26 protein-coding genes are annotated in these 26,188 nt (G+C 65.8%); 11 read left to right on the forward strand and 15 right to left on the reverse strand.

What is annotated here, in order from left to right:
• Positions 1 to 18 precede the first annotated feature (18 nt).
• From ASG79_RS06575 to ASG79_RS06585, 3 genes are all read right to left on the reverse strand, one after another.
• Positions 19 to 954 (reverse strand): carbohydrate ABC transporter permease, encoded by a 936-nt coding sequence (locus tag ASG79_RS06575; RefSeq protein ID WP_056389498.1) that lies wholly within the window; start codon positions 952 to 954, stop codon positions 19 to 21.
• Positions 951 to 1,919, reverse strand: a complete 969-nt coding sequence (locus tag ASG79_RS06580) for a carbohydrate ABC transporter permease (RefSeq protein ID WP_056389499.1) — start codon at positions 1,917 to 1,919, stop codon at positions 951 to 953. The genes ASG79_RS06575 and ASG79_RS06580 overlap by 4 nt, the downstream gene beginning before the upstream one ends.
• A gap of 61 nt (positions 1,920 to 1,980) precedes the next feature.
• The gene (locus ASG79_RS06585) at positions 1,981 to 3,330 is read right to left on the reverse strand and encodes an ABC transporter substrate-binding protein (RefSeq protein ID WP_056389502.1); all 1,350 of its coding nucleotides are present in this window, start codon (positions 3,328 to 3,330) and stop codon (positions 1,981 to 1,983) included.
• A gap of 270 nt (positions 3,331 to 3,600) precedes the next feature.
• On the opposite strand from ASG79_RS06585, the gene ASG79_RS06590 reads away from it, so the two are divergent.
• The 6 genes from ASG79_RS06590 (at position 3,601) to ASG79_RS06615 (ending at position 9,793) form a co-directional block, all read left to right on the forward strand.
• Entirely contained in the window at positions 3,601 to 4,515 is a 915-nt protein-coding gene (locus tag ASG79_RS06590; RefSeq protein ID WP_056389505.1) for an AraC family transcriptional regulator, read from the forward strand.
• A 288-nt stretch (positions 4,516 to 4,803) separates the two neighbouring features.
• On the forward strand, positions 4,804 to 5,856 hold the full coding sequence (locus ASG79_RS06595) for a D-2-hydroxyacid dehydrogenase (protein ID WP_056389508.1): 1,053 nt from the start codon (positions 4,804 to 4,806) through the stop codon (positions 5,854 to 5,856).
• Positions 5,857 to 5,873: 17 nt separating this feature from the next.
• A complete protein-coding gene (locus tag ASG79_RS06600; protein WP_018770350.1) occupies positions 5,874 to 6,611 on the forward strand; it encodes a fumarylacetoacetate hydrolase family protein in 738 nt (245 codons plus the stop codon).
• A gap of 99 nt (positions 6,612 to 6,710) precedes the next feature.
• Entirely contained in the window at positions 6,711 to 7,508 is a 798-nt protein-coding gene (locus tag ASG79_RS06605; RefSeq protein WP_056389511.1) for an IclR family transcriptional regulator, read from the forward strand.
• A gap of 158 nt (positions 7,509 to 7,666) precedes the next feature.
• Positions 7,667 to 9,016 carry an MFS transporter gene (locus tag ASG79_RS06610; RefSeq protein ID WP_056389514.1) on the forward strand — a complete coding sequence of 450 codons (1,350 nt, stop codon included), beginning with the start codon at positions 7,667 to 7,669 and terminating at the stop codon, positions 9,014 to 9,016.
• Between the two features lie 141 nt (positions 9,017 to 9,157).
• A complete protein-coding gene (locus ASG79_RS06615; RefSeq protein WP_056389517.1) occupies positions 9,158 to 9,793 on the forward strand; it encodes a PAS and ANTAR domain-containing protein in 636 nt (211 codons plus the stop codon).
• A gap of 33 nt (positions 9,794 to 9,826) precedes the next feature.
• Here the strand turns inward: ASG79_RS06615 and ASG79_RS06620 are convergent, their stop codons facing one another.
• Positions 9,827 to 10,231 carry a CBU_0592 family membrane protein gene (locus ASG79_RS06620; RefSeq protein ID WP_056389521.1) on the reverse strand — a complete coding sequence of 135 codons (405 nt, stop codon included), beginning with the start codon at positions 10,229 to 10,231 and terminating at the stop codon, positions 9,827 to 9,829.
• A 225-nt stretch (positions 10,232 to 10,456) separates the two neighbouring features.
• On the opposite strand from ASG79_RS06620, the gene ASG79_RS06625 reads away from it, so the two are divergent.
• The 4 genes from ASG79_RS06625 to ASG79_RS06640 all read left to right on the forward strand — a co-directional run bounded on the left by ASG79_RS06625 (position 10,457) and on the right by ASG79_RS06640 (position 14,408).
• Entirely contained in the window at positions 10,457 to 10,906 is a 450-nt protein-coding gene (locus tag ASG79_RS06625) for a helix-turn-helix transcriptional regulator (RefSeq protein ID WP_056389522.1), read from the forward strand.
• Positions 10,903 to 11,322 (forward strand): VOC family protein, encoded by a 420-nt coding sequence (locus tag ASG79_RS06630; RefSeq protein ID WP_018770356.1) that lies wholly within the window; start codon positions 10,903 to 10,905, stop codon positions 11,320 to 11,322. Before ASG79_RS06625 ends, ASG79_RS06630 begins: the two co-directional genes overlap by 4 nt.
• Positions 11,323 to 11,414: 92 nt before the next feature.
• Entirely contained in the window at positions 11,415 to 13,814 is a 2,400-nt protein-coding gene (locus tag ASG79_RS06635; RefSeq protein WP_056389525.1) for an ATP-binding cassette domain-containing protein, read from the forward strand.
• 21 nt (positions 13,815 to 13,835) lie between these two features.
• Entirely contained in the window at positions 13,836 to 14,408 is a 573-nt protein-coding gene (locus tag ASG79_RS06640; protein WP_056389528.1) for an MOSC domain-containing protein, read from the forward strand.
• A gap of 30 nt (positions 14,409 to 14,438) precedes the next feature.
• Here the strand turns inward: ASG79_RS06640 and ASG79_RS06645 are convergent, their stop codons facing one another.
• From ASG79_RS06645 to ASG79_RS06680, 8 genes are all read right to left on the reverse strand, one after another.
• Complete coding sequence (locus ASG79_RS06645) at positions 14,439 to 15,422, reverse strand: cyclase family protein (RefSeq protein WP_056389532.1); 984 nt, start codon at positions 15,420 to 15,422, stop codon at positions 14,439 to 14,441.
• On the reverse strand, positions 15,419 to 15,673 hold the full coding sequence (locus ASG79_RS06650; RefSeq protein WP_018770360.1) for a hypothetical protein: 255 nt from the start codon (positions 15,671 to 15,673) through the stop codon (positions 15,419 to 15,421). Before ASG79_RS06650 ends, ASG79_RS06645 begins: the two co-directional genes overlap by 4 nt.
• 10 nt (positions 15,674 to 15,683) lie before the next feature.
• On the reverse strand, positions 15,684 to 17,021 hold the full coding sequence (locus tag ASG79_RS06655; protein WP_056389536.1) for a TRAP transporter large permease subunit: 1,338 nt from the start codon (positions 17,019 to 17,021) through the stop codon (positions 15,684 to 15,686).
• Positions 17,022 to 17,099: 78 nt separating this feature from the next.
• Positions 17,100 to 17,879, reverse strand: coding sequence for an NAD(P)-dependent oxidoreductase (locus ASG79_RS06660; protein WP_056389539.1), 780 nt, complete (start codon positions 17,877 to 17,879; stop codon positions 17,100 to 17,102).
• Between the two features lie 35 nt (positions 17,880 to 17,914).
• Entirely contained in the window at positions 17,915 to 18,544 is a 630-nt protein-coding gene (locus ASG79_RS06665; RefSeq protein ID WP_056389544.1) for a methyltransferase, read from the reverse strand.
• Between the two features lie 30 nt (positions 18,545 to 18,574).
• On the reverse strand, positions 18,575 to 19,582 hold the full coding sequence (locus ASG79_RS06670; protein WP_056389547.1) for a tripartite tricarboxylate transporter substrate binding protein: 1,008 nt from the start codon (positions 19,580 to 19,582) through the stop codon (positions 18,575 to 18,577).
• A 61-nt stretch (positions 19,583 to 19,643) separates the two neighbouring features.
• On the reverse strand, positions 19,644 to 21,146 hold the full coding sequence (locus ASG79_RS06675; protein WP_056389550.1) for a tripartite tricarboxylate transporter permease: 1,503 nt from the start codon (positions 21,144 to 21,146) through the stop codon (positions 19,644 to 19,646).
• A 2-nt stretch (positions 21,147 to 21,148) separates the two neighbouring features.
• Complete coding sequence (locus tag ASG79_RS06680; protein WP_056389554.1) at positions 21,149 to 21,652, reverse strand: tripartite tricarboxylate transporter TctB family protein; 504 nt, start codon at positions 21,650 to 21,652, stop codon at positions 21,149 to 21,151.
• Between the two features lie 120 nt (positions 21,653 to 21,772).
• Here ASG79_RS06680 and ASG79_RS06685 point away from each other — a divergent pair, with 120 nt between their 5' ends.
• Complete coding sequence (locus tag ASG79_RS06685; RefSeq protein ID WP_377204593.1) at positions 21,773 to 22,570, forward strand: IclR family transcriptional regulator; 798 nt, start codon at positions 21,773 to 21,775, stop codon at positions 22,568 to 22,570.
• Between the two features lie 157 nt (positions 22,571 to 22,727).
• On the opposite strand, the gene ASG79_RS06690 is transcribed toward ASG79_RS06685, so the two are convergent.
• The 3 genes from ASG79_RS06690 to ASG79_RS06700 form a co-directional block, all read right to left on the reverse strand.
• The gene (locus ASG79_RS06690; RefSeq protein ID WP_056389561.1) at positions 22,728 to 23,900 is read right to left on the reverse strand and encodes an MFS transporter; all 1,173 of its coding nucleotides are present in this window, start codon (positions 23,898 to 23,900) and stop codon (positions 22,728 to 22,730) included.
• The gene (locus ASG79_RS06695; protein WP_056389564.1) at positions 23,897 to 24,562 is read right to left on the reverse strand and encodes a GntR family transcriptional regulator; all 666 of its coding nucleotides are present in this window, start codon (positions 24,560 to 24,562) and stop codon (positions 23,897 to 23,899) included. Before ASG79_RS06695 ends, ASG79_RS06690 begins: the two co-directional genes overlap by 4 nt.
• Positions 24,563 to 24,702: 140 nt before the next feature.
• A complete protein-coding gene (locus ASG79_RS06700) occupies positions 24,703 to 26,079 on the reverse strand; it encodes an MFS transporter (protein WP_056389566.1) in 1,377 nt (458 codons plus the stop codon).
• Positions 26,080 to 26,188: the final 109 nt, after the last annotated feature.

Consider the following 26,188-nt stretch of genomic DNA (forward strand, 5'->3'; position numbering starts at 1 on the left):
TATCGAGGTGGTGTGTGGTTACTTGACCGCGCCGAGGGAGAGGCCCTGGACGAGTTTGTCCTGGGCGGCGAAGCCGGCGAACAGCACGGGCAGGGAAATGACGACGGCGGCCGCGCAGACTTTGGCGAGGAAGAGGCCTTGGCTGGAGACGAAACCGGTGAGGAAGACCGGTGCGGTTCCTGCGACCACGCCGGTGAGGACGCGGGCGAGGAGCAGTTCGTTCCAGCTGAAGATGAAGCAGATCAGGGCGGTGGCGGCGATGCCGGGCATCGCGACCGGGGCGATGATCTTGCGCAGCGTCAGTATGAGGTTCGCGCCGTCAATTTGGGCTGCCTCCAGCATTTCGACGGGTACCTCGGCGAGGAAGGAGCGCATCATCCAGACGGCGATGGGCAGGTTCATGGAGGTGTACATCAGGATCAGGAACCAGATGTTGTCCAGGGCCCCGACGCTCTTGGCGAAGAGGTAGAGCGGCAGGATCGCGGCGACCACGGGCATCATCTTGGTGGAGAGGAAGAAGAACATCACGTCGGTCCACTTTTTCACCGGCCGAATGGACAGGGCGTAGGCGGCGGGTATTGACAGGAGCAGGACAAGGACCGTGGACAGGACCGAGGCCATAGCGGAGTTGATCAGCGGCGGCCAGGGGCTGACACCGGAGCTCGCTCCGAAGAATTCCTGATAGGCGTCCAGATTGAGGTTCGCAGCGATGGAGGGCGGGTTGGTGGCGGCGTCCGGCTCGGAATGGAAAGAGGTCAGGATCATCCAAAGGACAGGGGCTGCGAACAGCAGCGCCAGAAGCCAGGCCGCCATCCCGGCGGCAGTGCTGTTGCGGGTGGGGTCCATCCGGGATTTGCCCCCGAACCGGCCGAGCCCCCGGCGGCGGGTTCCGGTGTTCAGCGCGGTGGGACCGGCGGGGGTGTTGCGTGGTGCGGCAGGGCTGAGGTTGCTCATCGTGCTGCCTCCTTCTTGAAGAGCGAAAAGACGGTGCGGAGTGCGAAGGTGGCCACGATGATGGTGCCGATGACCACCACAACGCCGGCGGCGGATGCCAGGCCGTATTCGTTGGCGAAGTAGAACGTCTGGTAGATGGCGTAGGGCAGGTTTGCGGTGCCCAGGCCGCCGGAGGTGAGGGTGAAGACGGCGTCGAAGTTCTGCACGATGTAGATCGCGCCGAGCAGGCCGCCGAGTTCCAGGTACTGGCGCAGGTGCGGCAGGGTCAGGTGGCGGAAGATGTCCCATGGGGTGGCGCCGTCCATCTGTGCTGCTTCCACGGTGTCCATGGGCCGGGACTGCAGGCCGGCGAGCAGGATCAGCATCATGAACGGGGTCCACTGCCAGACCAGGGAGAGCACGACGGCGGCAAGGGGTGCCTGGGAGAGCAGGTCCGGCTGAGGCGGGTTGTTGCTGCCGAACAGGGACCAGAGCCAGGTCAGGATGCCGTTGATCAGGCCGTAGGTCGGGTTCAGCAGCGCGTGCTTCCAGACCAGGGCCGCGGCCACGGGGACCACCAGGAACGGGGCGATCAGCAGGGTCCGGGCCAGTCCGCGGCCGATGAACTTCTTGTCCAGCAGCAGTGCTAGGCCCAGCCCGATGAGCAGGCTGGCCAGGACGACGGAGACGGTGAGGACGATGGTGGTGAAGATGGCCTGGCGGAGGTCGGCGTTGGTGAGGACCTGGATGTAGTTTTCAAACCCGGCGAATCCGGTCTGGTCTGGGCGAAGGCTGTTCCAGTTCAGGAACGAGATGATCAGCGTCACCACGAAGGGAAGCTGGGTGACGATGATGAGGAAGATCAGGGCCGGCAGCAGCGGCGCGCGCCGGGCCAAGGCCAGGGCACGCTCTCGGGACCTGGCATTTTTCGAAGGTTTGGTTGCGCTGTGCCCGGGGCGGGAAATGCGCGCTGTTGCTGTTGTCATGACGGCTCCTGCGGCCCTGTGGTCCGCCCGCGGGCGGACCACAGGGCCGGTTGGTGGATTGTTACTTCTTGTACTTGTCGCCGATTTTCTGGGCGGCTTCCTGGCCCTTGGCCAGCGCATCAGCGACAGAGCCTTGGCCGGCGATCGCCGAGCTCACGCCCTGGGAAACAGTGGTTCCGAGGTCGGCGAACTCAGGGATACCCACGAACTGGATGCCCACGACGGGACGTTCCTGTACACCCGGATTCTTCGGGTCCGCGTTCTCGATGGCGGTCCGTTCAGCCTGGAAGAACGGGGCGGCCTTCTGGAATTCCGCGTTTTCGTAGGTGGAAATGCGTTTCCCGGACGGGACCTTGGCCCACCCAAGCTTGGAAGCCACCAGTTCCTCATACTTCTTGGAGCTGGCCCACGCGATGAACTTGCTGGCTGCATCCTGCTTCTTCGACGCGGCCTGCACGCCCCAGGACCAGGTCCACAGCCAACCCGAGGACTTGGTCTCCTTCACGGGCGCCTGGACGTAGCCGATCTTGCCCTTCACCGGCGAGTCCGCAGCCTCCAGTGAACCGGCTGCGGAGGTGGCGTCGTACCACATGGCCACTTTGCTCTGGCTCATGTTGTTCAGGCACTCAGTAAACCCGGCCTGGGCGGCACCTGCTTCGCCATGCTGCTTCACGAGGTTTACATAGAAATCGGTGGCAGCGGTGAACTCGGGCGCATTGACCTTCGCGTTCCAGTCCTTATCGAACCAGGTACCGCCGAAAGTGTTCACCACGGTCGTCAGGGGCGCGAAGACCTGGCCCCAGCCGGGCTGGCCGCGCAGGCAGATGCCCTTCATGCCGGGGGCCGCGCCATCGGCCTTCGCCGCGAGGTCTGCCACCTGGTCCCACGTGGGCTTCTCCGGCATGGTCAGGCCTTTGGCGTCGAGGATGTCCTTGCGGTACATCAGGAAGGATGACTCCCCGTAGAACGGTTCGCCGTAGAGCTTGCCGTCCTTGCCCGTAAGAGAGGCTGTGTAGGCGGGAAGGATGTCGCTCTGGTTGAACTGGGTGTCCTTGGCCACGTTGTCCAGGGGCGCCAGCCAGTTATTGGCGGAGTAGAACGGGATCTCGTAGTTGGACAGTGATGCCACGTCATACTGGCCGGCCTGGCTGGAGAACTCCTGGCTGATCTTGGCCCGGACGTCGTTCTCCGGAAGGACCGTGTAATTGACCTTGATGCCGGTGTCCTTGGTGAAGTTGTCCGCAGTAAGCTTCTGCAGATCCTCCATCTGGGGGTTGTTCACCATCAGGACGTTGATGCTGTTCTGGTCACCGGCAGAGGATCCACCGCCGGCGCCGGAGCAAGCCGAGGCAGACAGAGCGATGCACAAAGCACCGGCGGCAAGCGTAGCAACGCGCATTTTTGAGCGCATTAAGGACTCCTTTGTTCTTCATGGGGTGCACAGTTACCCGTGCCGGCTGCTTTGCCAGGGAAGGGAAACTGAAGCGGGGCAGTGACTCCAAAAGGTGCGGTCCCGCTGATGTCCCTCAAGATTAGGCGCGTGGCCCGCACCACAACTAGCGCTCTAGTTGCCAACTTCTGATACAAATCTGCCGCCGGCTGACGACGGCGGCTATTCTGGGAGGATCGCTGGCCCAACAGCCCGACCCCGCATGCCGGAAGCCGATTTACGGAGACAACCTTGACCGCCACCGATGATGCCACAGCCCGGTTAGCCGAGAGACTCCTGGGCATCCGTGCCAACAGGGAAATCATTCCGCCGGACCCCACTCACTCGGTGCGGTGGCACCAACACAGCTATCCCAGTCCAATCGCACGGTGGAACTATCACCCGGAGTTCGAGATCCATCTCATCCGGAAGGGCAGCGGAAAATTCATTGTCGGGGACCATATCGGCACCTTCGAAGCCGGTCACGTCGCCATCGTCGGGTCCGGGCTTCCCCACGACTGGGTCAGCGATCTCGAGCCTGGCGAAGTGCTGGAAAACCGGGATGCAGTCATTCAATTCGAGGGTAACTGGGTCGAGCAGGCCGCCTCCGTGGTGCCAGAGTTGGCAGAGGTCAAGCCATTACTGGAGCAGTCGGCCCGAGGCATCGAATTCCTAGGGACCTCGGCCAAGGAAGCAGCCGAAGCTATCGAGGCAATGGGCGCAACCACAGGTCTTGCCCGCCTCCAGCACCTCTTGGCACTGTTCGGGATTCTAACCAATGCCCCCGAGGAAGACCGCCGCTATCTGGCGGAGGAATGGTTCAGGCCGCAACTTGACGGGCGGGCTACCGCAGTGGTGGATCTCGTCCTGGAATACGTGTTTACCAACCATGCAGGCAACGTCAAACTATCCGAGGCCGCGGCCATGGTCGGGATGCAGGAAGCATCTTTTTCGAAGTACTTTAAGCGCGCCACGGGGCAGAACTTCAGCGATCTTGTGCGCAAACTGCGCTTGGCCCACGCCCGGCGTCTGCTTGAGAGCACGGATAAAGCCATATCTGACATTTGTTACGAGGTCGGCTTTACCAACCTCTCGAACTTCAACCGCCACTTCGTCAACGATCTAGGGGAAACCCCGCGGAGTTATCGTCAACGCATCCAAAAGTGACGGCACGCCTTCTCCCCATAACCGCACTTTCCTGTAGCCCGAGTTAGGGCACACCCCAACCTGACGTCAGCCAGGCGTATGAGCTACGTCAGGTTGAAGTCGGAAACCCGTTTTCCTGACGTGCTAATCCAACCTCCATAGATCCCAACCTGACACGCAGCCAAGGTTTGTCCCAGCCGGGAACCAGTTAGTTCGGTCCCAACTACCAGGGCGCCTGTCAGGGCTCGCAAGCTTCACAGAAGCCTTGCAAAGTTCAGCCTACAGGACGTTATCCATTATAGTGAACAGATGACTTCCCGTACGACCGTAGCCATCGCCGTCCCGCTCGAAGCAGAGCTTGTGGACCAGATCCGCGCCATTGATCCCTCGATTACCGTCCTTTACGAGCCCGACCTCCTGCCCCCGGAACGCTATCCAGCCGACCACGCCGGCGATCCCGCCTTCAAACGCACCGACGAGCAGGAGGAGCGCTACTGGGCCATGCTCAACCGCGCCGAAGTGCTCTACGGATTCCCCAACGAAAGCCCTGCGGGCCTTGCCCGCATCGCCCGCGACAATCCCGGACTGCAATGGATCCATGCCATGGCGGCGGGAGCGGGCGGAGCGGTGAAGGCGTCCGGCCTCAGCCAGGACGTCCTGCAGAAATTCAGGATCACCACCTCCGCCGGAGTGCACGCCCTGCCCCTCGCGGAATTCGCTGCGATGGGAATCCTGAACGGCTTCAAACGGAGTTCCGAACTTGTCCAGGACCAGGCGGCGAAGGCCTGGCCCACCCTTCGCGTCCCCACCCGGCTCGTCAACGGCTCCAACCTCGTGGTCAGCGGCCTGGGGGAAATCGGATTGGAAACGGCCCGGATCGCCCGCGCGCTGGGCATGAAGGTCAGCGGCACCAAACGGTCCGTAGAGCCCATCGACGGGATCGATCAGGTTGTGGACAACGCCGGCCTTCCTGCCCTCCTGGCCACGGCAGACGCCGTCGTCAACACCCTGCCCGGCACTGCCTACACGGAGAAGCTGTTCAACCGCCAAGTGTTCGCCGCCATGAAGCCCGGCACGACGTTCGTTAACGTAGGCCGCGGCACCGTGGTGGACGAGGACGCCCTGCTGGAGGCACTGGACAACGGCCAGGTGGGCTACGCCTGCCTGGATGTTTTCGCCGTAGAGCCGCTGCCGCAGGACAGCCCGCTATGGAACCATCCCCGGGTCATGGTTTCGCCCCACACCTCGGCCCTCAGCGCAGCCGAGAACCGACTCATCACCGAGCGCTTCTGCAGCAACCTGCGCACCTTCCTCGACGGTGGGGATCTCCCCCACCTCGTGGACACGGTCCACTTCTACTAGGACGGGGCGGAGAACCGGTGCGCATCGCAAGACTAGATACAGCAGCTGGTCCGCAGTACGCCGTTGAGAGCGACAGCGGCTGGGACCACATCGTCGACCCGTTCGAGGAAAGCCTCCGCTACACCGGCGGTGCCACCACCCACAACGAGGCAATATTCCTCGCCCCGGTGAGGCCCGCCGTTGTCCTGGGCATTGGCCATAACCGCACTTTGAATGACCATCCCCTGCCCATCCAGGCGTGGCACAAGTCCGTCCACACCATCGCCGGGCCGGGCGATGCCATCACCGCGGTCCGTGGACAAGGCACGGTCAATGCCGAGGGTGAACTCGCCGTCGTGATGGGCAGGACCGCCGCCAACCTGACCGCGGAAAACGCCCTGGAGCACGTCTTCGGCTACACCTGCGTCAACGATGTCACCAACGTGGACCAGAACGCGGTGGACGAGCGGAACTTCCAGGGCAAGGCCGGCGTCAACTACACACCCCTGGGACCTTGGATAGAAACCGGTCTCCCGGATCCCGAAAGGGTGGCCATCGACGTCTACGTCAATGGGGCGGCAAAGGCCACTTCCGGGACCTTCAACCTCCCCTCCTCGGTGGTGGACTGCCTCATCTATGTCACTTCATGGCTGACCTTGGAACCCGGCGACGTGGTGATGACCGGAGCGCCCGCCACAGTGGTTCCCGTCGAGCCCGGGGACCGTGTGGACATCACGGTGGAGGGCATCGGAACCCTGAGCAACCGCGTGGCCTGAGCCGGGCCGGCGCCAGCGGGCGTCGCAGGACGTTAAGATGGATAACGTTCAGAGGACTGAACAACAGCGAAGCCCGCCCCGGCAAACCCAAGGAGAATCATGGCCGATTCCCCCATTCCTGCGTCATCCGAAAAATCGGGAACCGTCTCTCCGGCGCCCGCAGTCACCCGCGCCGCGGCCGTCCTGGATGCCCTGGCCGCCTCGGCAACCGGGCGGCTGACGCTCAGCGATCTCTCGCGCGAAGTGGGAATTCCCAAGTCATCCACCTCCAATCTCCTGCTGGCCCTGGAGGAGGCGCGCCTGATCAGCAGGCAGGGCTCGGAGTTCACCCTTGGCCGCAAGCTGGTGGAACTGGGTGCCGCCTACCTGGGCCGCATGGACGAAGTCCAGGAGTTTTACCGTTACTGCGAACAGGCCTCCGTCCTTTCCCGCGAGACGGTCCGGATCGCCATGCTGGACGGAACAAACGTCATTTACCTTGCCCGGTACGAGGGCCACCCGGCCGTCCGGCTCACCTCCAATATCGGCGACAAGATGCCCGTATCCCTCTGCGCAGTGGGGAAGGCGCTGATCGCCCGGCTGAACGTGCACGACATTGAGGAGATGTTCCCCGATGACGCAGAACTGCCCGTCCTCACACCAAAGTCCTTGCGGACAGGGGCGGAGCTGAAGGCGCAGCTGCGGGAAATCCGCGAGCAGGGCTTTGCCTTCGAGGACGAAGAATCCACCACCGGCGTGGTCTGCCTGGCCGTTGCCGTTCCCACGCGGGGCGCGCACGGTCCCAGCCTGGGCCTGTCCGTCACGGCCCTCAAAGCCACCTACACGCCGGAACAGGGCTCCCAGATAGTCAAGGAACTGCAGGAACTGGCCCACTCGCTGGGCAACCCGATGGGCTGACCGCCAGCTGGCGTGGGCTTCTCCGACATAAAACATCCCGAGACTATTGCCAGTTGTTCAACTTGCTGTATCGTGTTCAGCATAGTGATCGACGCAATGGGCGTTGTCGCTATCCCACCAGGCCAACGGGGGCCTGGAGTGCGTTAGAGGGAGTTCTCGTGACAACTCGTACTAAATCACCGCAGGCCATCGCGGACGGCGCCGTCGTCGATCCGGACCAGCTGCGAAGGGCAACTCTTGCCAGCTCCGTAGGCTCCGCCCTGGAGTACTACGACTTCTACATCTACGGCCTTGCCTCGGCCCTGATCTTCGGCCCGCTCTTCTTCGCACCGCTGGGTGAGAGCGGAGCAGTCATCGCCTCCTTCGCCACCTACGGCGTCGGCTTCGCCGCCCGGCCCTTCGGCGGCGTGGTGTTCGGCTACATTGGTGACCGCTTTGGCCGGAAGATGGTGCTGATCCTGACCATCGGCCTGATGGGCCTGTCCAGCTGCGCCATCGGCCTCCTGCCCACCTTTGAACAGGCCGGAATGCTCGGTGCGGTACTCCTGGTGGCCCTGCGTATCCTGCAGGGCCTTGGCGCCGGCGCCGAGCAGGCAGGCGCCACGACCCTTATTTCGGAGGTGGCTCCGCGCCGCCGTCGTGGTTTCTTCGCCTCCCTGCCGTTCGTCGGCATCCAGCTGGGCACCCTCCTGGGCGCCGGGACATTTGCCCTGATGGCGCTGGCGGACAAGGCAGTCCTGCAGGCCTGGCTGTGGCGCGTACCGTTCCTGGCAAGCGTCGTCCTGATTGCGATTGCCGTCTTCATCAGGCTTCGGCTCAAAGAGACGCCGGTCTTCCAGGAACTCGAGAAGCACAAGGCCGTGGCCAAAAACCCTGTGGGCCAGATCTGGAAGCATTCCAAGAAAAACGTGCTCATAGGTATCGGCCTGCGGATGGGGGAAAACGGCAACTCGTCCATCTATTCCGCGCTCCTGGTGTCCTTCATCAGCATGCCTGCAGGTGTCTTCGCCGGCGACAAGTTCATCGGCCCCACGGGCCTGTTGATTGCCGCGGGCTTCGCCGCGGTAATGGTTGTGGCCTTCGGCGCCCTGTCCGACCGTTTCGGCCGGGTTCCCGTCTACCGCTACGGCGCACTCTTCCAGGCCGTTATCGCCTTGCCGGCCTTTTACCTGGTCACACTGGGCAATGTCACCCTGGTGTGGGTGGTCATGGTGATGGGCATCGCCCTCGGCGTGCAGGCCATGCTGGGCCCGCAGTGCGCCCTGCTGCCGGAGCTCTTCGGCTCCCAGCACCGCTTCACCGGCGTGGCCCTCAGCCGCGAACTGTCCGCCGTACTTGCCGGCGGCTTCGCCCCGATGATCGGCGTGGCACTGCTGGCAGTGACCAACCACTCCTGGCTGGTCCCGGCGGTCTACTCGCTGGTCCTGGCGGCAATCTCGTTCGCCACCACGTTCTTCACCCCGGAAACGAATGGCCGCGACCTGGTGCTCGTAGAGGACGCCAGGTAACAACCGCCCCGTCCCGCCCACGCACCCCGGATCCCGCACTCATGCGTGCGGGATCCGCGGGGTGGGGGCCGCTGCTATATTCTGTTGCTTTCACGTCCAGGCCGGGGGTAGCCGGGACACAGCACGTCGAATGGCCCTTCAGTGACTTCCAGCAGCAGTTTTCCAGGACTTGGATCCGTCGATATCCCGAATGATGTCTTTCTCGACTGTCCCACCGGACTGGTCGAGTACTACTTCGCGGACGGCATCTTCCGCTGGTCGGACGGGTTGTACCGGATCTACGGGTATGAGCGCGGCGAGGTTGTCCCCTCCATGGACATGGCCATGGCCCACATCGAGCCGGGAGACCGGCCCCGGGTCCAGGCGTATTGGGACCACGTCTCATCCGCTGGCGGCCCATCATCGATCTACGTTTCCATCCGGGACCGCAAGGACCGTCAACACAAACTGCTCTACTCGGCGGACTACATCCTGGACGGGGACACCCCTGTTGGCGTCTGGGGCGTGGTGGTGGACCTCACCACATCGATTCATACCGACCGGCACCAACTGGCTACCGAGGCGGTCGCCGCCTCAGCCCGCAGCCGGGCAGTCATTGAGCAGGCCAAAGGCATCCTCATGGGGCGCACCGGTGTCACCGCCGACGAGGCCTACGACCTCCTGAGCCAGTTAAGCCAGGATACGAACCGCAAGGTACACGCGATCGCCCAGGAAATCGTGGAACGGGCAACCGGGCGGGCCGGAAATCTGACAAACCAGCCACACCCTTTGCTGTAACCGCCGCCCCCACGCGCGGGCCGCCGTCGAACCCTACAACGCCAGGCGCGGCCCGTCCGCTCCAACCGGGGCGGAACCCCCAACAGGCCTGGAAGCCACAACGGGCATGGAACCGGTCAAGGCCTCAACAACCGCCATCTGGCCGGTGGTGTCGGGGACACCGGGATACTGAACCTGCGCCGGCTCGACGGCAGCAGCTGGGTTTTCGGAACGCATGCGGACCAGCGCAACGGCAGAGATCAGGAACCACGCCACATTGGTAACAACGGACGGCCATGCCCCGTGCAGCGTCCCGTTGATGATGAAGGCAACAGATCCGAACAGGTTGGCCATCTGGAAACCCTTGCCTGCCTTCAGCCAGCCCATGGAAACCGCAAGGTAAGCACTGAGAATCGCAACAGCGCCTGCCCAGCCGGCAATTTCCCACAGCAGTTCCATGGTGTCCTTCCAAAGTGGTGCCTGCGCAGTATCCGGGCAGGGCTGAAGATGGTGATTCAGGGTTTGGTTTCGCCAGCTCTGCGTTGCCTCGAGCCCTGTTCGGGCGAGGACCTCATGCGCTGGCAGCGGCACAATCATACCCCGCTGCCGAGGGTCACTTTGACGCCGAATCCCCCACCGCCCGAAGGGTGGACAAGACCCCTCCCGCGTAGCACGATCAGAGCTGTGACCATCAGTCCCGCTTCCGATCCCTACCTCCGCGAACTCACCCAGTTGAGGCGCGTCAAGGACCGCATGGACCGGGAGTACGCCCAGCCGCTCGACGTCGAATCCCTCGCCAGGGACGTCCATATGTCCGCGGGCCATTTCAGCCGGCGGTTCAAACTCGCCTACGGCGAATCCCCCTACAGCTACCTCATGACCCGCCGCATCGAACGGGCCATGGCGTTGCTCCGGATGGGTGACCTCAGCGTCACCGACGTGTGTTTCGCCGTCGGCTGTTCCTCGCTGGGAACCTTCAGCACCCGCTTCAGCGAACTGGTGGGGATGCCGCCCAGCATCTACAAGCAGGAGGCGCAAAGCGCGACGGCGGGCATCCCCGCCTGCGTGGCGAAGCAGGTCACCAGACCGGTCAGGAATCGAGAAGCGTCCGCCCCCGAGCCGTTACTAGCATGACTGCCATGGACATCAACATTTCCTCAACCTTCCTTCCCGCTACCGATCCGGACGCCTCGCTGGCGTTCTACCGCGACGCCCTGGGCTTCGAAATCCGCAACGACGTGGGCAAGGGCACCATGCGCTGGATCACCGTTGGCCCCGCAGGCCAAAAGGACGTCTCCATCGTCCTGCACCCGCCGGCCGTAGACCCCGGCATCACCGACGACGAGCGCCGCACCATCACGGAGATGATGGCCAAAGGCACCTACGCCACCATCGTCCTGTCCTCCCCGGACGTGGATGCCGCGTTCGCCAAAGTGGAGGCGACCGGGGCGGACGTCGTCCAGGAGCCCATCGACCAGCCGTACGGCATACGCGACTGCGCATTCCGCGACCCCGCCGGAAACACGGTCCGGATCAACCAGCAGGCCTAGGCATATAACCAGTCACGTATATAACGGACGACGCCGACGGGAGGCTGCCAGCGCAGCCTCCCTCCGCGCCGCTCCAGGAGAAGGGGGACATTTTGAGCACGGACATCACCACCGATGAGGGCATGGCCACGAAAGCCGGGACCCATATCGCCGACACCCACGACCTGATCCGCGTCCAGGGGGCGCGGGAGAACAACCTCAAGGACATCAGCCTTGAGCTGCCCAAGCGGCGGCTCACGGCATTCACCGGTGTGTCCGGCTCAGGCAAAAGCTCCCTGGTTTTCGCCACCATCGCCGCCGAATCGCAGCGCATGATCAACGAGACCTATAGCGCGTTCGTACAGGGCTTCATGCCCAACCTGGCCCGCCCCGACGTGGACCGGCTGGAGGGATTGACCACCGCCATCATCGTGGACCAGGAACGGATGGGCGCCAACCCGCGCTCCACCGTGGGCACCGCCACCGACGCCAACGCCATGCTGCGCATCCTGTTCAGCCGTTTGGGCAAACCCTACGTCGGCCCGCCCACCGCGTTCTCCTTCAACGTTCCCACCCGCAAGGCCAGCGGCATCATGAGCACCGAAAAGGGCGGCCGGGTGGAAAAGAACGTGGTCCGCCAGGTCACCTACCTGGGCGGCATGTGCCCCCGCTGTGAGGGCATGGGCAACATCAGCGACATTGACCGGACCGCCCTCTACGACGAGTCGAAGTCCCTCGCCGAAGGCGCGCTCACCGTCCCCGGCTACTCCATGGACGGCTGGTACGGGCGCCTGTTCGAAGGCATGGGCCTGCCCATGGACAAGCCCATCGCCACGTTCACCAAGAAGCAGCTGGAGACGATGCTTTACGCCGAGCCCACCAAGATCAAGGTGGAGGGCGTCAACCTCACGTTCGAGGGCATCATCCCCAAAATCCAAAAGTCCATGCTCTCCAAGGACGTGGAGGCCATGCAGCCGCACGTGAAGAGGTTCGTGGAACGCGCGGTCACGTTCGCCACCTGCCCCGACTGCGGGGGGACGCGGCTCACGCCGGAGGTGCTCAACGCACGGATCAACGGCAAGAACATCGCGGACCTCTGCACCATGCAGATCAGCGACCTGGCGCAGTGGATCCGCGACCTGGACGAGCCCTCCGTCCGTCCCCTGCTCATCGGGCTGCGGGACCTCCTCGATTCCTTCGCCGAAATCGGCCTGGGCTACCTCTCCTTGGACCGCCCGGCCGGCACCCTCTCCGGCGGCGAGGCGCAGCGGACCAAGATGATCCGCCACCTGGGTTCCTCCCTCACCGATGTCACCTACGTCTTCGACGAGCCCAGCATCGGCCTGCACCCGCACGACATCGAGCGGATGAACACCCTCCTGCTGCAGCTTCGGGACAAAGGCAACACCGTCCTGGTGGTGGAGCACAAGCCGGAGATGATCGCCATCGCCGACCACGTCGTCGACCTCGGCCCCAAGGCCGGCACCGGCGGCGGCGAGATTGTCTACGAGGGCGACGTCGACGGGCTGCGTTCCAGCGGCACCATCACCGGGCGCCACCTGGACGACCGGGCCCGGCTGAAGGATTCGTTCCGCGAACGCAGCGGGGCACTCGAAGTCCGCGGGGCCTCGACGAACAACCTGCGCAGCGTGGACGTGGACGTCCCGCTGGGAGTGCTGTGCGTGGTGACGGGCGTGGCCGGGTCCGGGAAGAGCTCGCTGATCCACGGCTCACTGGCCAGGCGCGAGGGCGTGATCGTGATCGACCAGGGCGCCATCAAGGGATCCCGGCGCAGCAACCCGGCCACCTACACCGGGCTGCTGGAGCCCGTCCGCAAGGCGTTCGCCAAGGCCAACGGCGTGAAGCCGGCGCTGTTCAGCTCCAACTCCGAGGGCGCCTGCCCCACCTGTAACGGCGCGGGCGTGATCTTCACCGAGCTGGGCGTCATGGCCACGGTCGAGTCCACCTGCGAGGACTGCGAGGGGCGCCGCTTCCAGCCCGCCGTCCTCGAATACACGCTGGGCGGGCAGAACATTGCCGACGTGCTGGACATGTCCGTGGACGCGGCCCTTGCCTATTTTGCCGGGGGCGAGGCAAAGACCCCGGCCGCCCACAAAGTCCTCGAACGCCTGGCGGACGTCGGCCTGGGCTACATCACCCTCGGCCAGCCGCTGACCACCCTGTCCGGCGGCGAGCGCCAGCGGCTCAAGCTGGCCACGCAGATGGCGGAGACGGGTGACACCTACATCCTGGACGAGCCAACGGTGGGCCTGCACCTGGCCGACGTCGAACAGCTCCTGGGCCTGCTGGACCGGCTGGTGGATTCCGGCAAGTCGGTTATCGTCATCGAGCACCACCAGGCCGTGATGGCGCATGCTGACTGGATCATCGACATCGGTCCGGGCGCAGGGCACGACGGCGGCAGGATCGTCTTCGAGGGCACGCCGGCCGAGCTGGTGGCCGGGCGGGGGACGCTCACCGGGCAGCACCTGGCCACGTACGTGGGTGGCTGAACGCTGGCCTACGCTGGGCCTATGCCCGAAACCTACCGCTATGACGTCGAGATCCTGCACCTGCTGGTGTCGCCCGCGCACGCCTATTTCGGACGCGCCCGGGACGGCGCGGCGGACGTTCCCACCACTGATGCGCAGACGGCAGAGGTGGTGGCCGGCAAGGGCATCGTGGGCGACAGGTTCTTCGGGAAGGCCGCCCACATGGACGCCGCGGTGACCCTGTTCGCCGTCGAATCCCTTGAGGCCATCGCCGCGGAGCTTGGCGCCGGGCCGTTCAATCCCCTGCTGACCCGGCGGAACGTGGTGCTCCGCGGCGCTCAGCTGGCCCCCCTGCTGGGGCAGGACTTTGCGCTGGAGTCCGGCGGCTCGGCTGTTTCGTTCCATGGCGGCCGGCACGCCCAACCGTGCGCGTGGATGAACGGGATGCTGGCACCGGGGGCGCACCCGGCCATGCGGGGCCGCGGCGGCATCCGCTGCCGTGCCCTGTCCAGCGGATTGCTGCACCGGGGCCCGGCCGTGCTGGTCAGCCCGGTGCCGCTGGACCCGGCCCAGGCGGGCCGGGCGAGCCTGCTGCGGCCGTCACGGCTTCCCTAGGAGGGCGTCCGGCGGCTCCCCTTCCTCACGTCACGTGATGGCGGTGGCGTTGGCCGGGGAGCCCGTGCCCCCGGTGATGTTCAGCGGCTTAATGGTGATGAAGGCGTCCCATCTGCCGGTGCTGCGCATATGCCGGGCGAGCGGTCCCAGCTTCCATAGTTCCCCGAGTGGCAGGCCGAGTTTGGCCAGGAGCTGCTGGTGCATCATGCCGTTGTCGTTGGCGGCCGAATGCCGGTAGGGGCTGTCCGGGACCGCGGGCAGGCACTCGAGGGCGAAGTTGTCGGCGGCGAGGACGGCAAAGCGGTTATCCCACGCCCAGGCGGTAAACTCCCGGGACTGCGCCATGCCTGAGGCCTTCCGGCTTTGGCGGATGCGCTGCTTGTCCTCCGCGGACAGACCCAGAAACCATTCGCACCAGCCTGTATGGAGCATGAGGATATCCCCGGGCTGGGTGCTGAGGGACCGGGCCTTCAAGGCGGACTCCACCAGGTCCAGGGTGAGTGGTTCCCCGCCCGCGTGGTCGATGGGCTCCCCTGCTTCGTCCCGGTGACCCTCGAGGTCCACCAGCACGCCCCTGCCGGTAATCGGGTTTTCCGCCCATTCCTGGATGCCGAGGTCCGGGGTGCCCTCGGTGATCCGGTCATCCGGGGTGCCGTTGTAGAAACCGACATCATCGGCCCGGCGGTGCCTGAGCCCGTCAATCTGGGTTGACCCCTGAAGGTAGTACCCGTCCAGGTAGTCGTCCCGGTGCGCCGGGTGCGAGGAGTAGATGGTGTGCCGCGGGGCGCCGCGCTTGAGGGACATCCCGGGATCGAAGGCGTCAGCCGGGTAGTCCAGGCCGAACACCGTTCCGGTGCGGATGCACTGCCGGGCATCCAGCACACCTTGGGGTGTAATGAACGACGGCGTCCCGCGGCTCTGGTGCGGAAAGAGGCCCCAGGAGGTGCCGGCCAGGCGGCCCTCCCTTTGCAGCAGACCTTCAAAATCCGGATATATTCCTTCAGCGGCATTCACCGTGCACCGGCCTTCTGGTGCTGCTCCTGGGGCTGGCGGCGCTTGTAGCTGAGCAGGAACCCGGCAACGGCGCAGACGGATGCAGCGATGCAGATGGGTGTCTTGATGGCGTCATTGAGCAGGGTGAGCCACTGGGCCTGCCCCGCAACCAGGCCAATGGCCTGGCCGAGGACGAACAGGATGCCCCCGCCCAGGAGTGCGGCGAGCGTCAGGACGAAGACGACTTCGATGGCCCTTCGGATGGTGTTCATGGAATGTTTCCTAGATTGGCAGGATGCCGAGGATGATCAGGACGCCGATGCCCAGCAGCGGCAGGGCGTAATGGGTCAGCAGGCGGGCAAAGGTCTTGAGCGGGTCCACGTCAGCGATGCCGCAGGCCACGTACAGCGGGGCGCCGCCGGGCGGGACCGCCGCTTCGCAGGACGAGAACACCAGCACGGCCACGGCCGCGGTGGTGGCCGGAACCCCGGCGGCCACCAGGATGGCCACTCCCACCGTCCCCACGGCGGCCATGGTGGCGGTGGCGGACAGCGGGGCCGCCACCGCGATGACGATCAGGCCGATGAGGATGGCCAGCAGCCACAGCGGCAGGTTCATCCCGTTCAGGAGCGAGGTCATCTGCTTGGGCAGGCCGGTGGCAGCCAGGGCGTTGGCGCCGGCGAAGGCGAACACCACGGTGACGCCCACGATTCCAAAGCGCGGAGCGGATTCCCGGAGCAGCGCCCACCAGCCGCGCCCGTCGCGGGGCAGCGTTTTCCTGCCCAGCAGGAGACCGGTGATGATGAGGACCACCGGGATCCAGACGATGACGCTGACCGACTTGGTAACGTCCCCGCCCGTCCACTCCGACAGGCTCTTGGCGATGGCGCCGGTGGTGATGACCAGCGGGACGGCCACCACGACGAACAGCAGCAGGGTGGCCCAGCCGCGGCCGAACGCCGAGCGGACGGACAGGCGGTGCGCGGCGTCCAGCGGGGTCATCCCGCTCTTGCGGACCAGCAGCCAAGTGACCACCAGCCGGTGCAGGAAGCACCACAGTCCGCCGAACAGCAGGGGCAGGACCAGTGCGTTGATGTCCAGCAGCGGTCCCACGGTGGCGGAACCGACCAGGACGAACATCGAGGCGCTGAACGGGAATGTGATGCCCATGCCGGCGTTCCCCGCCACCAGCGTGGCTGCTGACGGTTTGTCCAGCCTGGACTTCTCCATCCAGGGAATGGTCACCGAGCCCACCGTGGCGGCGATGGCCGCCTGGTTGTGGACCACGCCGCCGAGGCCTGCGGAGGCCACCGTGGAGACCCAGGCCGGCCCGCCCTTGACCCCGCCGATCAGGGAGTTCAGCAGGTCGATCAGCCGGTCCAGCACGCCGGCCTTGTCCAGCAGGTAGCCCATGAAGACGAACGCCATGGTGGCGTACACGATCTCGTCGGTGATGGCAGAGTACAGGGCGTCCCAGCCGATTGCCGCTGCTGCGGCACCGGTGAAGGGAAGGACGGCCAGGAAGCCAAGGATCATGGCTTCGCCCACGCTCCGCTTGAAGGCCGTGGTCCAGAGCAGGATGACGGCAAGGTAGGCGCCGAGTGCCCAAATGCCGATCATGATGCTGCTCCTGACGGCAAGATGCCGGTTGTTGTGGTCACGTGTATTACCCGTTCCTGATTGTGCCTGACTGCGCGGTCAGCGCAAGGCCGGCTCCGAGGTCTGCGCCATACGGGCCAGCGCGGCGGCGGAGGCGTTGGTCATCTCGGCGGGGACACCCAGGTCCGAGAGGTAGCTTGCGGTGTCCTGCATCTCCTTGGAGCGGCGCACGGCGTGCTTGGCGGTGCCCGTCAGGAACCGGTCGATCACGGCCTGCCCGTCGCCGGCCAGCTGACCGGCGATCTGGGCGCGGATCCACTCCTCGAGGCCGGCCGCCCGGCCGGCCGTCACGGCTTCCACCACCACAGATGCCAGGCCCTTCATCAGGACGCTGCGCAGCAGTTTGTGCGCCATCGCCGCCCCCGGGCCGCCGTCGGTGATTTCAACATCAACTCCCAGCGGCCGCAGCAGGTCGGCCACGGCCTGGGCGCCGGGGCCACTCACCATCAGGGGTGTCTTCTCGCCCAACGCCGCGACCGGTCCCAGGATGGCGACATCGGCGAAGGCGGCCTTGCCGGGAAGCTGCCCCAGTTCCTGCATGGTAGCCGGTGAGGACGACGTGAAGTCGGCGTAGACGCTGCCGCTGGCAAGGACCGGAAGGCACTCCTTTGCCACGCTGCGGGCCGCGGCAGCACCGGTCATCACCAGGACGATGTCTGCACCGGTGCATGCTTCGGCGGCTGTTGCTGCCCGGGTTACTCCCTGCGGCGTACTGGGGGCCACCGGATCGAAGCCGGTAACCGTGTGGCCGGCGACGGTCAGGGCCGCGGCGTAGGTGGCTCCGGCCTCGCCGAGGCCGATGACGGTGCACGCTGTCATGGTTTGCTCTGTTCTTTCTTGGCTTTGGTGAAGGTTCAGTTGCGGGCGGCGACGATGGCCTGGCGGCGGCTGGTTTCGTCCGCGAAGACCGCTTCGGCGGCGTCGGCGACGGCGGCAGCCTGTTCCCGGGGGATGACCACCACGCCGTCCGAGTCGCCGACGATGACGTCGCCGGGCAGGACGGGGACGCCGCCGAACGCGAGGGCGGTTCCCAGCCGGAAGGGACCGTCCTTGTAGGGGCCGGCCGGCGAAGTAGCCCTCGCAAAGACGGGCATGCCAATCTCTGCCAGCGCCCCGGCGTCGCGGGCTGCTCCGTCCAGCGCGAATCCCGCGACACCAAGGTTGATGGCGCGCTCCCCGATCAGTTCGCCCAGCAGGGCGCGGGATTCATCGCCGCCCCCTGCCACCACGATGACGTCTCCGGGACGGGCCAGCTGCAGGGCGGCGTGGATGCCCTTGTTGTCTCCGGGGCGGGTCCACACCGTAAACGCCGGGCCGGCGAGCTTTGCGCCCGGCCAGACCGCCTGGATGGCGGAGTCCGCCACCCCAAGCCGGTCCATGGCGTCGCCGATATTGGCCGCGGGAAGCTTGCCGAGCCTTTCCACGATGTCGCTGCTGGGACGTGTGAAGTCAGCGCCGATGGCGTCAATGGCAGGAGTTGTCATGATGGATCTTTCCGTTCCGGGCAGTGGGGGTCAGTCTTTTTTCTGGACCAGCGGGAGGACTTCCTTGAAGTCCTCTTCCTGGCCGGCCCAGAACGTCTTGTAGTCGGCGCCGTTGAGGTAGCTGGTCTGCAGGCCCAGGTCCTTCATCTTCTGCACCACGGTGGGGTCCTCGATGGCCTTCTGGATGGCGGCCTCGAGCTTCTTGGCCACATCCGCGGGCAGGCCGGCCGGGGCCGAGTAGCCGCGGGCGGTTCCCGCCGTCAGGTCATAGCCGGATTCCTTGAAGGTGGGGATCTCCGGCAGGGAGGGTGCGCGTTCCGCGGACATGACGCCCAGCACCCGCGCTTTGCCCTGCTTGGTGAGGTCGTTCACGTCGCTGACGTTCGCCACCAGCACGTCCACGTGCTTTCCGAGGAACGCGGTGGTTCCCTGCGACGCGCCTTCGGAGAAGTGGACCGGGGCGAACTCGGAACCCGTGGCCTGCTGGATCTGGGCCAGGGCAAAGTGCTCGCCGGTCTGAAGCCCGGTGGTGCTGGCGGTCATGGACTTGGGCTTGGCCTTGACCGCTTCCAGGAGGTCCTTCAGCGTCTGGTACGGGCTGTCCGGCTGGACGGCGATGACTGTGGGATCGATGACCTGGCGGCCCAGGGGCTGGAAGCTGTCCCGGGTGTACTTGGCGCCGCGGGACGGGTCCAGGGGCGAGACGACCACGGACGGCGAGCCGGTGGCGCCGATGGTGTAGCCGTCCGGCTTGGCGCTGGTGAGCTGGGTGTAGCCGATCTGGCCGCCGGCGCCGGGCTTGTTGATGACCTCGACGTTGGTTCCGAGTTCCTTCTCGAGAACGGGCTGGATGAGCCGCGCGGCTGTGTCCACGGCACCGCCGGAACCGAACGCGACCACGAGGTCGATGGACTTGCCCTTTTTCGGGAAGTCGCTGGCGGCATTGTTGTTGGTGGCGCCGGCATTGGCGCCGCAGCCGGTGAGGCCGATCAGGGAGGCCGCGGCAAGGGCGGCGGTGAGGCGGAGGCGGGTTTTCATAGGTCTTCTCCTTTGAAGGGGTGCGGGTTCAGGGGTGCGGGTTCAGGGGTGCGGGTGGGGTTTAGGTTTCGGGGTCTTCGGTAAGAGCCTTGGGCTTGCGGAGCTTGAGCAGCGGGCTGATGACAATCAGCAGGCCGATGCCGATCAGGACCGCGGAAATGGGACGGCTGGTGAAGATGCCGAAGTCGCCCTGGGAGATCTCCAGCGACTCACGGAGGGACCGCTCCATCAGGGGACCAAGGACCAGGGTCAGCACCATGGGCGCCAGCGGGATGTCCAGGTGGCGGAGGGCGAGGCCCAGGAGCCCGAAGCCGATCATCACGAAGACATCGAAGACGCTGAAGTTGATGGTGTAGGCGCCGATGACCATGAAGAGCAGGATCAGGGCCGTCAGGATTGTTGACGGGACACGGAGGATGGAGGTCCAGAGCCCCACGAGCGGGACGTTGAGCAGGAGCAGGATCAGGTTGCCGATGAAGAGGCTGGCGATGATGGCCCAGGCGATCTCGGAGTTCTCGGTGAAGAGGGTGGGTCCCGGTGTGAGGCCCTGCTGCAGGAAGGCGCCCATCAGCACGGCGATGGTGGGCGAGGCCGGGATGCCGAGCGTGAACAGCGGAATCAGGGCCGCGTTGGCGTGGGCATTGTTGGCCGTTTCGGGTCCGGCCACGCCTTCGATGGCACCCCTGCCCAGTTCGTGGCGGTGGCGGGAGAACTTCTTTTCCGCCCCGTAGGACAGCAGCGAGGACACAGACCCGGTCATGCCGGGGATGAGCCCCAGGCCGAAGCCGATGCCGGTGCCGCGGGCCATCGCCGGGGCGCTGCGCCGCCACTCCGTTGCGGTGGGCAGCAGCGAGCGCAGGTTGGGGGCGTGCACCGCCGCGGGCTGGTCGCCCTTGCGGTAGGACAGGAGTTCCGAGAGGCCGAAGACTCCGACGATGACGGCCACGAAGCTGACGCCGTCCAGGAGCCGGTCCATGCCGAAGGTGAAGCGTGGAGCACCGGCCACGGGGTCGATGCCCACCATGGAGATCAGCAGGCCCAGGGCGCCGGAGATGACGGCCTTGACCATGGATTTCCCGGCCAGGGCCACCAGGAGCGAGATGCCCACCACCATCAGGGCGAAGAATTCCGGCGGGCCGACCAGCAGGCCCAGTTCTCCCAGCGGCTTGGCTGCCGCCACCAGGCCGAGGGTGGCGATGGTTCCGCCAACGAAGGATCCGACGGCGGCGATGGTCAGCGCGGCGCCGGCCTTGCCCATCTTGGTCATGGCGTAGCCGTCGATGGTGGTGATGGCTGATGCTGCTTCGCCGGGGGTGTTGAGCAGCACGCTGGTGATGGTTCCCCCGTAGGCGGTGCCGTAGAAGATGGCACACAGCATGATGATCGCCCCGGTGGCGTCCATGTTCAGCGTGAGCGAGATCAGCAGGGCGACGCCTGCCACGGGCCCGATGCCGGGCAGCACGCCGATGATGGTGCCCAGGAGGCAGCCGAGGAAGGCGAACAGCAGGTTCTGCCAGGTCATGGCGGCCGCGAAGCCGTTGACCAGTTCGTTGAGGGTATCCACGTCTAGAGTCCGATCGCGTTAAGGAAGGGAAGGGCGGACACCGGCAGCGCGACGTTCAGGCCGTAGTTGAAGGCATAGAACGCTCCGAAGCTTCCGGCCACCGCGATGATCAGCGAGGACTTCCAGGTCCTGCGCCCGCGAAGTTTCAGGTGGTACAGCAGGAACAGGAACATGCTCAGCTGGAAGCCAAGCAGGTCCATGACGGCCGCAAGGATTACCAGGCTGGCAACGACGGCGATCACCAGGCCCCGGTCAACGCCGGCTGCGGTTTCGCTGGGGTTGCGGAGTTCCTGGAACAGCCAGAGGACGGCCATGGCGGCGAGGACTGCGCCCATGGCGAAGGGGAACAGGCCCGGGCCCGGGCCCAGGGAGGTCCAGAGTCCCAGGCCGATCGAGCTGGCCAGGATATAGACGCCGACGGCGGCGAACGCACCGATTCCTACCAGCACGCTGCGGGCCACCCGTACGGGACTTCCGGGTTTCGTCGTGACTGACTCCGTTGTCATGGATTTCCTTTTCACTGCGCGTCATTGCGTTTCACAGAATGAAACTATATTGCGTACTGAGAAATAGTGACACCAGACACATCGGCTGTCAAGCGCAAGAAACTTACATAGAATGAAATGATGGCGATGACTTCCACTTCAGGCAGCCCGACGGAGGACAGCCCCAAGTCCTCGAACATGCGCTCCCTTTCCCGGGCCTTGGAGGTCTTCGCGGAACTGCAGCGGGCGGAACGCCCGCAGCGGCTCAGCGATCTTGCGCGGAACTGCGGCATGAGCCTGCCCACCACACTGAGGATCCTTCGGGTCCTGCAGGATTTCGGGATGGTGAGCCAGACGGACAAGTCCTACCGGATCGGCCCTGCCGTCCTCCCGGCCGCCAGGAGCTACCTGGAGAACGACCCCCTGGTGGTCTCTTCCCGGCCCGTCCTCCAGCAGCTGGCGACGCAGACCGGCCTCACCGCCTCCCTCTACACGCGCCTGGGTTATGAACGGATCCTGGTGGCCCGGGTGGATGGAGAGGCCCCGCTTCGCTATGACCTCCCGCTGGGCAAGCGGCTGCCCCTGACATCCGGTGCGGCCGGAAAGATCCTGCTGGCAACGGCCTCCGTGGAGGAACTGCAGGAGGCCGTGGAGGCCGCCATCGGAGCGGGCCATGAAGGCAAGGCCTTCACGCTCGGGGAGCTGCAGTCGCGGCTGCCCGCGGCGGCTGCCGACTACGCGTATTCAGCCGACGAGCGCGCTTCAGGAGTGTTGTCGGTGGCTGTAGCCCTGCCCAGGAGGTCAGGACAGCCAACGGAATCAATTTCGCTGACCAGCCCCGTGGAGGCCGCCTCCGAGGACACGCTGAAGGTGGGCGTTCCGGAGCTGAAGCGGGCGGCAGCCAGGTTGGCGGAACTGCTTGAGGGCTCCGTCTACTGACGGCACCCGGGGAAACGGCCGGCAGGGAAAGCACACGACGGCGTCACGCACGGCGCGCTTTCGGCCCACCTGAGGTGGCCGTGGCCCCGGAAACGCGGGGTCCCGCCGTCGTCCATTCCTCCGAAGCATGCCCGGCGTGACGCGAGGGCATCCGCAGTCAGTCGAGCTGCACGCCCCGGAGCAGCAGGAGCGTCCCGCCCACCACAACCGCCGAGGCAAGGAAGACTCCACCCGCCCCCAGCCCGGCCGCCACGCCGCCGATGGCGCTCGGAAGGACCACCTGCCCCACCCGGTTGCCGGCGAGCCTCAGCGCCAGCGCCCTGCCCCGCTGCCCGGCCGGCGCCTGGGCCGACAGCCAGGACATGGTCAGCGGCTGGCCGATGCCGAGCCCCAGCCCGAGCAATGCCATGACGGCAAACAGCAGCCACAGGGGCATGGGGATTGCCAGCGCAGCCAGCGCAAGCGTGGACAGGGCCAGGCTCACCACCAGCAACCTCATGCGGCCGATCCGCCGGGACACCCGGCCCAGCATGAGACGGGAGACCATGGAGAACACGGCGCGTACCGTCAACATGGCACCCACTGTTGCCACTGTGAGTCCGCGGTCGGCGCCGAGCGCGGGCAGGTAAACCACGGTCAGGTCCACCACGGCGAGGACGGTGGCGCTGGTGGCCAGCGCCCGGGCCACGCCGGGAGCCCTCAGCAGTGAGACGCCACTGGCGCTGCTGCCAGCGGACGCTCCCTTCTTCCTGCCGCCGCTGACGTGCGTCGATACGGCGAACGTGGCAGCGAACAGCACCAGGCTCAAGACCACCGAGAGCAGGAAGATCGCCTGGGTGTCGGGCCGGACCGAGGCGCCGCCCACCAGCGCAATCGCCAGCGGTCCGAGGGCCTGCCCCAGGGAGGCGGCGAACGTCAGGTAGCCGAACGCGGAGTCCATCCGGGACGAGGCAGCATTATTGGCCACCACGGCCTGCTGCCCCACCACGCAGGCCATTTGACCGGCACCAAGCAGCGCGGTTCCCGCCACCAGCGCCACGATCGACGAGCCCCACAGCAGCAGGAAGGCAGAGCAGGAAAGGACGACGGCGGCCCCGATCGCCATGAGCCGCCGCTCACCCAGGCGGTCCACCAGGGTGCCCGTGGGGACGGCAAGCAGCAGCGGAAACACCGCATAACTGGCAGCCAGCAGGCCCAGGGCGAAGTCCGGAACGTCCAGCTCCAATGCGCGGTAGGTGGCCGCCGGCCGGACCAGGAAGGTGACGGCCTGGATCAGCGCCGAGTGGACCAGGAGGGCAGTGGCCGAGCGGCGGCCCAGCTCGCCGATCATGAGCCGGGGACGCTGGTGCCGGACATGGCCTGGACGGCGGCGTCGCGGGCGCCCATGACATGGTCGAACGCCACCTTGGCTGCCTTCTCCGGGTCGCCGCCGGCCAGGGCAGCCACCAGGGTGCGGTGCTGGGCCAGGGCCTGGTCGCGCCGTTCCTGGGTGCTGTTGGTGAAGTGCCGGTACCGTTCCATGTGGCTTGAAATCTGGTTGTGGAAGCGGCGGGCCCAGGAGTTCCCGGCAATGCCCGCGATCTTTGCGTGCAGTGCCATGCCCTGCTGCATCGCGTCATCGGCGAACGCCACCATGGCCGCGTTGCGTTCAAGAATGCCTTCGAGGGCCTCGATGTCAGCCGGCGTTGCCTTCATGCAGGCATTGCGCGCCATGAGGGACTCCATGGCTGCGCGGACCTCGTAGAGTTCCGAAATGGCTGCCTCGTCCAGCGCGGGCACCAGCACGCCTCCGGTGGGCTGCTGTTCCAGCAGGCTCTCCGAAATGAGCCGCCGGATGGCCTCCCGGAGCGGTGTGCGGCTCACCTGCAGGGCCGAGGCCATTGCCGGCTCGTAGATGCGCTCCCCCGGCTTGAGCTCAAGGCTCAGGATCCGCCGTTTCAGCTCGGCGTAGACAACGTGTGCCCCGGTGTTCCGGGCAGGTGATTCGGCCATGATTTACCTCCTCGGCCATCATACTTGTATACATCTATACAAGTAGTCCCGAGTCACGGAAACACCAGGGAGGGGGCAGCATCCACTGCCCCTCCCCCTGTCCCGGTGGCGCGCCCCTGGCCGGACGCACTGCGGCTGGACTACTTGCCGGCGGTACCGGCAGGTGCCACCTTCTGCACCTCGAGGTCCTCGAGTGACTTGCCCTTGGTGTCCGGGGACATCAGGGTGGCCACTGCGGAGATGAGGCAGATGCCCAGCGTGGCCAGTCCGATGGTGAACGGAACGTTGGTGGAGCCCGGAGGGGCAATCGCCGTGAAGATGCTGGGGAAGAACGATGCAATCATGAGCCCGATGTTCTGCGAAACGGCGAACCCGGTCACGCGGATCCGCATGGGGAACTGCTCCTGGAAGAACGTGGCGAAGGTGGCATTCCACATCTGGAAGAAGATGCCCTGCACGATCACAACGCAGACGAAGACCAGCGGCAGGCTCCCCTGTTCAATGGCCCACAGGTATCCGCCCACCAGGAGGCCGCCCGCCACCCCGCCGGCAGCCATGAGCGTCCGCCGGCCAATCCTGTCGGACAGCGCGCCGAACAGCGGGATGGTCATGACGGCGGCAATGTTGGCCACGAGTGTCACCCACAGGAACTCACTGCTGGAGAAGCCGTTGCCGTAGCCCTTTTGGGTGGCAAAGGATACGCCGAAGATCAGGGTGGCCATGCCGATCACGTTGGTGAAGGTCATCGCTATGCAGCGGACCAGGACGCCCGGCCGCGTTCGCAGGAGTTCGACGAGCGGGAAGCGCTTGGTTTCGGGCTTGCCGGACTGTGCTGCGTAGGCGGGCGGTTCCTGGACCCGGCGGCGGATGAAGTAGCCGGCCAGGATCACGACGGCGCTGAGCAGGAAGGGGATGCGCCAGCCCCAGGTGCCGAACTGGTCGGCGGGGAGGACTGCCGCGAGCGGGAGCAGGACGGCGGTGGCCAGGATCGAGCCCACCTGGGTGCCCTGGAGGCTGAAGCTGGCAAAGAATCCGCGCCGTGCATCGGGAGAGTGTTCAACGATCATCGCGCTGGCGCCGCCGAGCTCGCCGGCCACCGCAAAGCCCTGGATCAGGCGAAGGAGCACCAGGAGGGCGGGCGCCAGGAGGCCCACCTGCCCATAGGTGGGCAGGAGCCCGACGGCGAAGGTGGCAAAGCCCATGAGCAGCATCGCGAAGACGAGCACCTTCTTGCGGCCGTGCCGGTCACCGTACGCCCCCAGGACAACCGCGCCTACCGGACGGGAGACATAGCCCACGGCATACGTTGCCAGGGAGGCGATAATGCCGACTGTGGGGTTTTCCGAGGGAAAGAAGATGGTGGGGAAGATCAGGGTCGCGGCCAGCGAGTACAGCGCGAAGTCGTAGTACTCCAGGGCGCTTCCAATCCAGCCGCTCATCGCCGCTTTCCTGGGGTCCCGCGAACCGGTGCCGGCACCCTGGCTGGGGAGGGCCACGCGGGTTGGGGTGGTGCTCATGTGCTTATGTCCTTCGTCTTCATTGGCAAGGAACCGGAACCGCTGGAATTCAGCCGATGTTCGTGGTGGTGTCTGCGCCGCCGCAGTCCGTCATGGACTGGAGCGGCAG

The sequence above is a fragment of the Arthrobacter sp. Soil761 genome (assembly GCF_001428325.1).
GTDB lineage: Bacteria > Actinomycetota > Actinomycetes > Actinomycetales > Micrococcaceae > Arthrobacter.

Coding starts and splice junctions, on each gene's coding strand:
- ASG79_RS06620 (WP_056389521.1), bottom strand. CDS start 10,231: ATGGAACTGCTGTGGGAAATTGCCGGCTGGGCAGGCGCTGTTGCGATT.
- ASG79_RS06665 (WP_056389544.1), bottom strand. CDS start 18,544: ATGACAACTCCTGCCATTGACGCCATCGGCGCTGACTTCACACGTCCC.
- ASG79_RS06605 (WP_056389511.1), top strand. CDS start 6,711: ATGGCCGATTCCCCCATTCCTGCGTCATCCGAAAAATCGGGAACCGTC.
- ASG79_RS06700 (WP_056389566.1), bottom strand. CDS start 26,079: ATGAGCACCACCCCAACCCGCGTGGCCCTCCCCAGCCAGGGTGCCGGC.
- ASG79_RS06670 (WP_056389547.1), bottom strand. CDS start 19,582: ATGAAAACCCGCCTCCGCCTCACCGCCGCCCTTGCCGCGGCCTCCCTG.
- ASG79_RS06585 (WP_056389502.1), bottom strand. CDS start 3,330: ATGCGCTCAAAAATGCGCGTTGCTACGCTTGCCGCCGGTGCTTTGTGC.
- ASG79_RS06630 (WP_018770356.1), top strand. CDS start 10,903: ATGACTGCCATGGACATCAACATTTCCTCAACCTTCCTTCCCGCTACC.
- ASG79_RS06655 (WP_056389536.1), bottom strand. CDS start 17,021: ATGATCGGCATTTGGGCACTCGGCGCCTACCTTGCCGTCATCCTGCTC.
- ASG79_RS06640 (WP_056389528.1), top strand. CDS start 13,836: ATGCCCGAAACCTACCGCTATGACGTCGAGATCCTGCACCTGCTGGTG.
- ASG79_RS06575 (WP_056389498.1), bottom strand. CDS start 954: ATGAGCAACCTCAGCCCTGCCGCACCACGCAACACCCCCGCCGGTCCC.
- ASG79_RS06685 (WP_377204593.1), top strand. CDS start 21,773: ATGGCGATGACTTCCACTTCAGGCAGCCCGACGGAGGACAGCCCCAAG.
- ASG79_RS06660 (WP_056389539.1), bottom strand. CDS start 17,879: ATGACAGCGTGCACCGTCATCGGCCTCGGCGAGGCCGGAGCCACCTAC.
- ASG79_RS06650 (WP_018770360.1), bottom strand. CDS start 15,673: ATGAACACCATCCGAAGGGCCATCGAAGTCGTCTTCGTCCTGACGCTC.
- ASG79_RS06580 (WP_056389499.1), bottom strand. CDS start 1,919: ATGACAACAGCAACAGCGCGCATTTCCCGCCCCGGGCACAGCGCAACC.
- ASG79_RS06680 (WP_056389554.1), bottom strand. CDS start 21,652: ATGACAACGGAGTCAGTCACGACGAAACCCGGAAGTCCCGTACGGGTG.
- ASG79_RS06695 (WP_056389564.1), bottom strand. CDS start 24,562: ATGGCCGAATCACCTGCCCGGAACACCGGGGCACACGTTGTCTACGCC.
- ASG79_RS06690 (WP_056389561.1), bottom strand. CDS start 23,900: ATGATCGGCGAGCTGGGCCGCCGCTCGGCCACTGCCCTCCTGGTCCAC.
- ASG79_RS06595 (WP_056389508.1), top strand. CDS start 4,804: ATGACTTCCCGTACGACCGTAGCCATCGCCGTCCCGCTCGAAGCAGAG.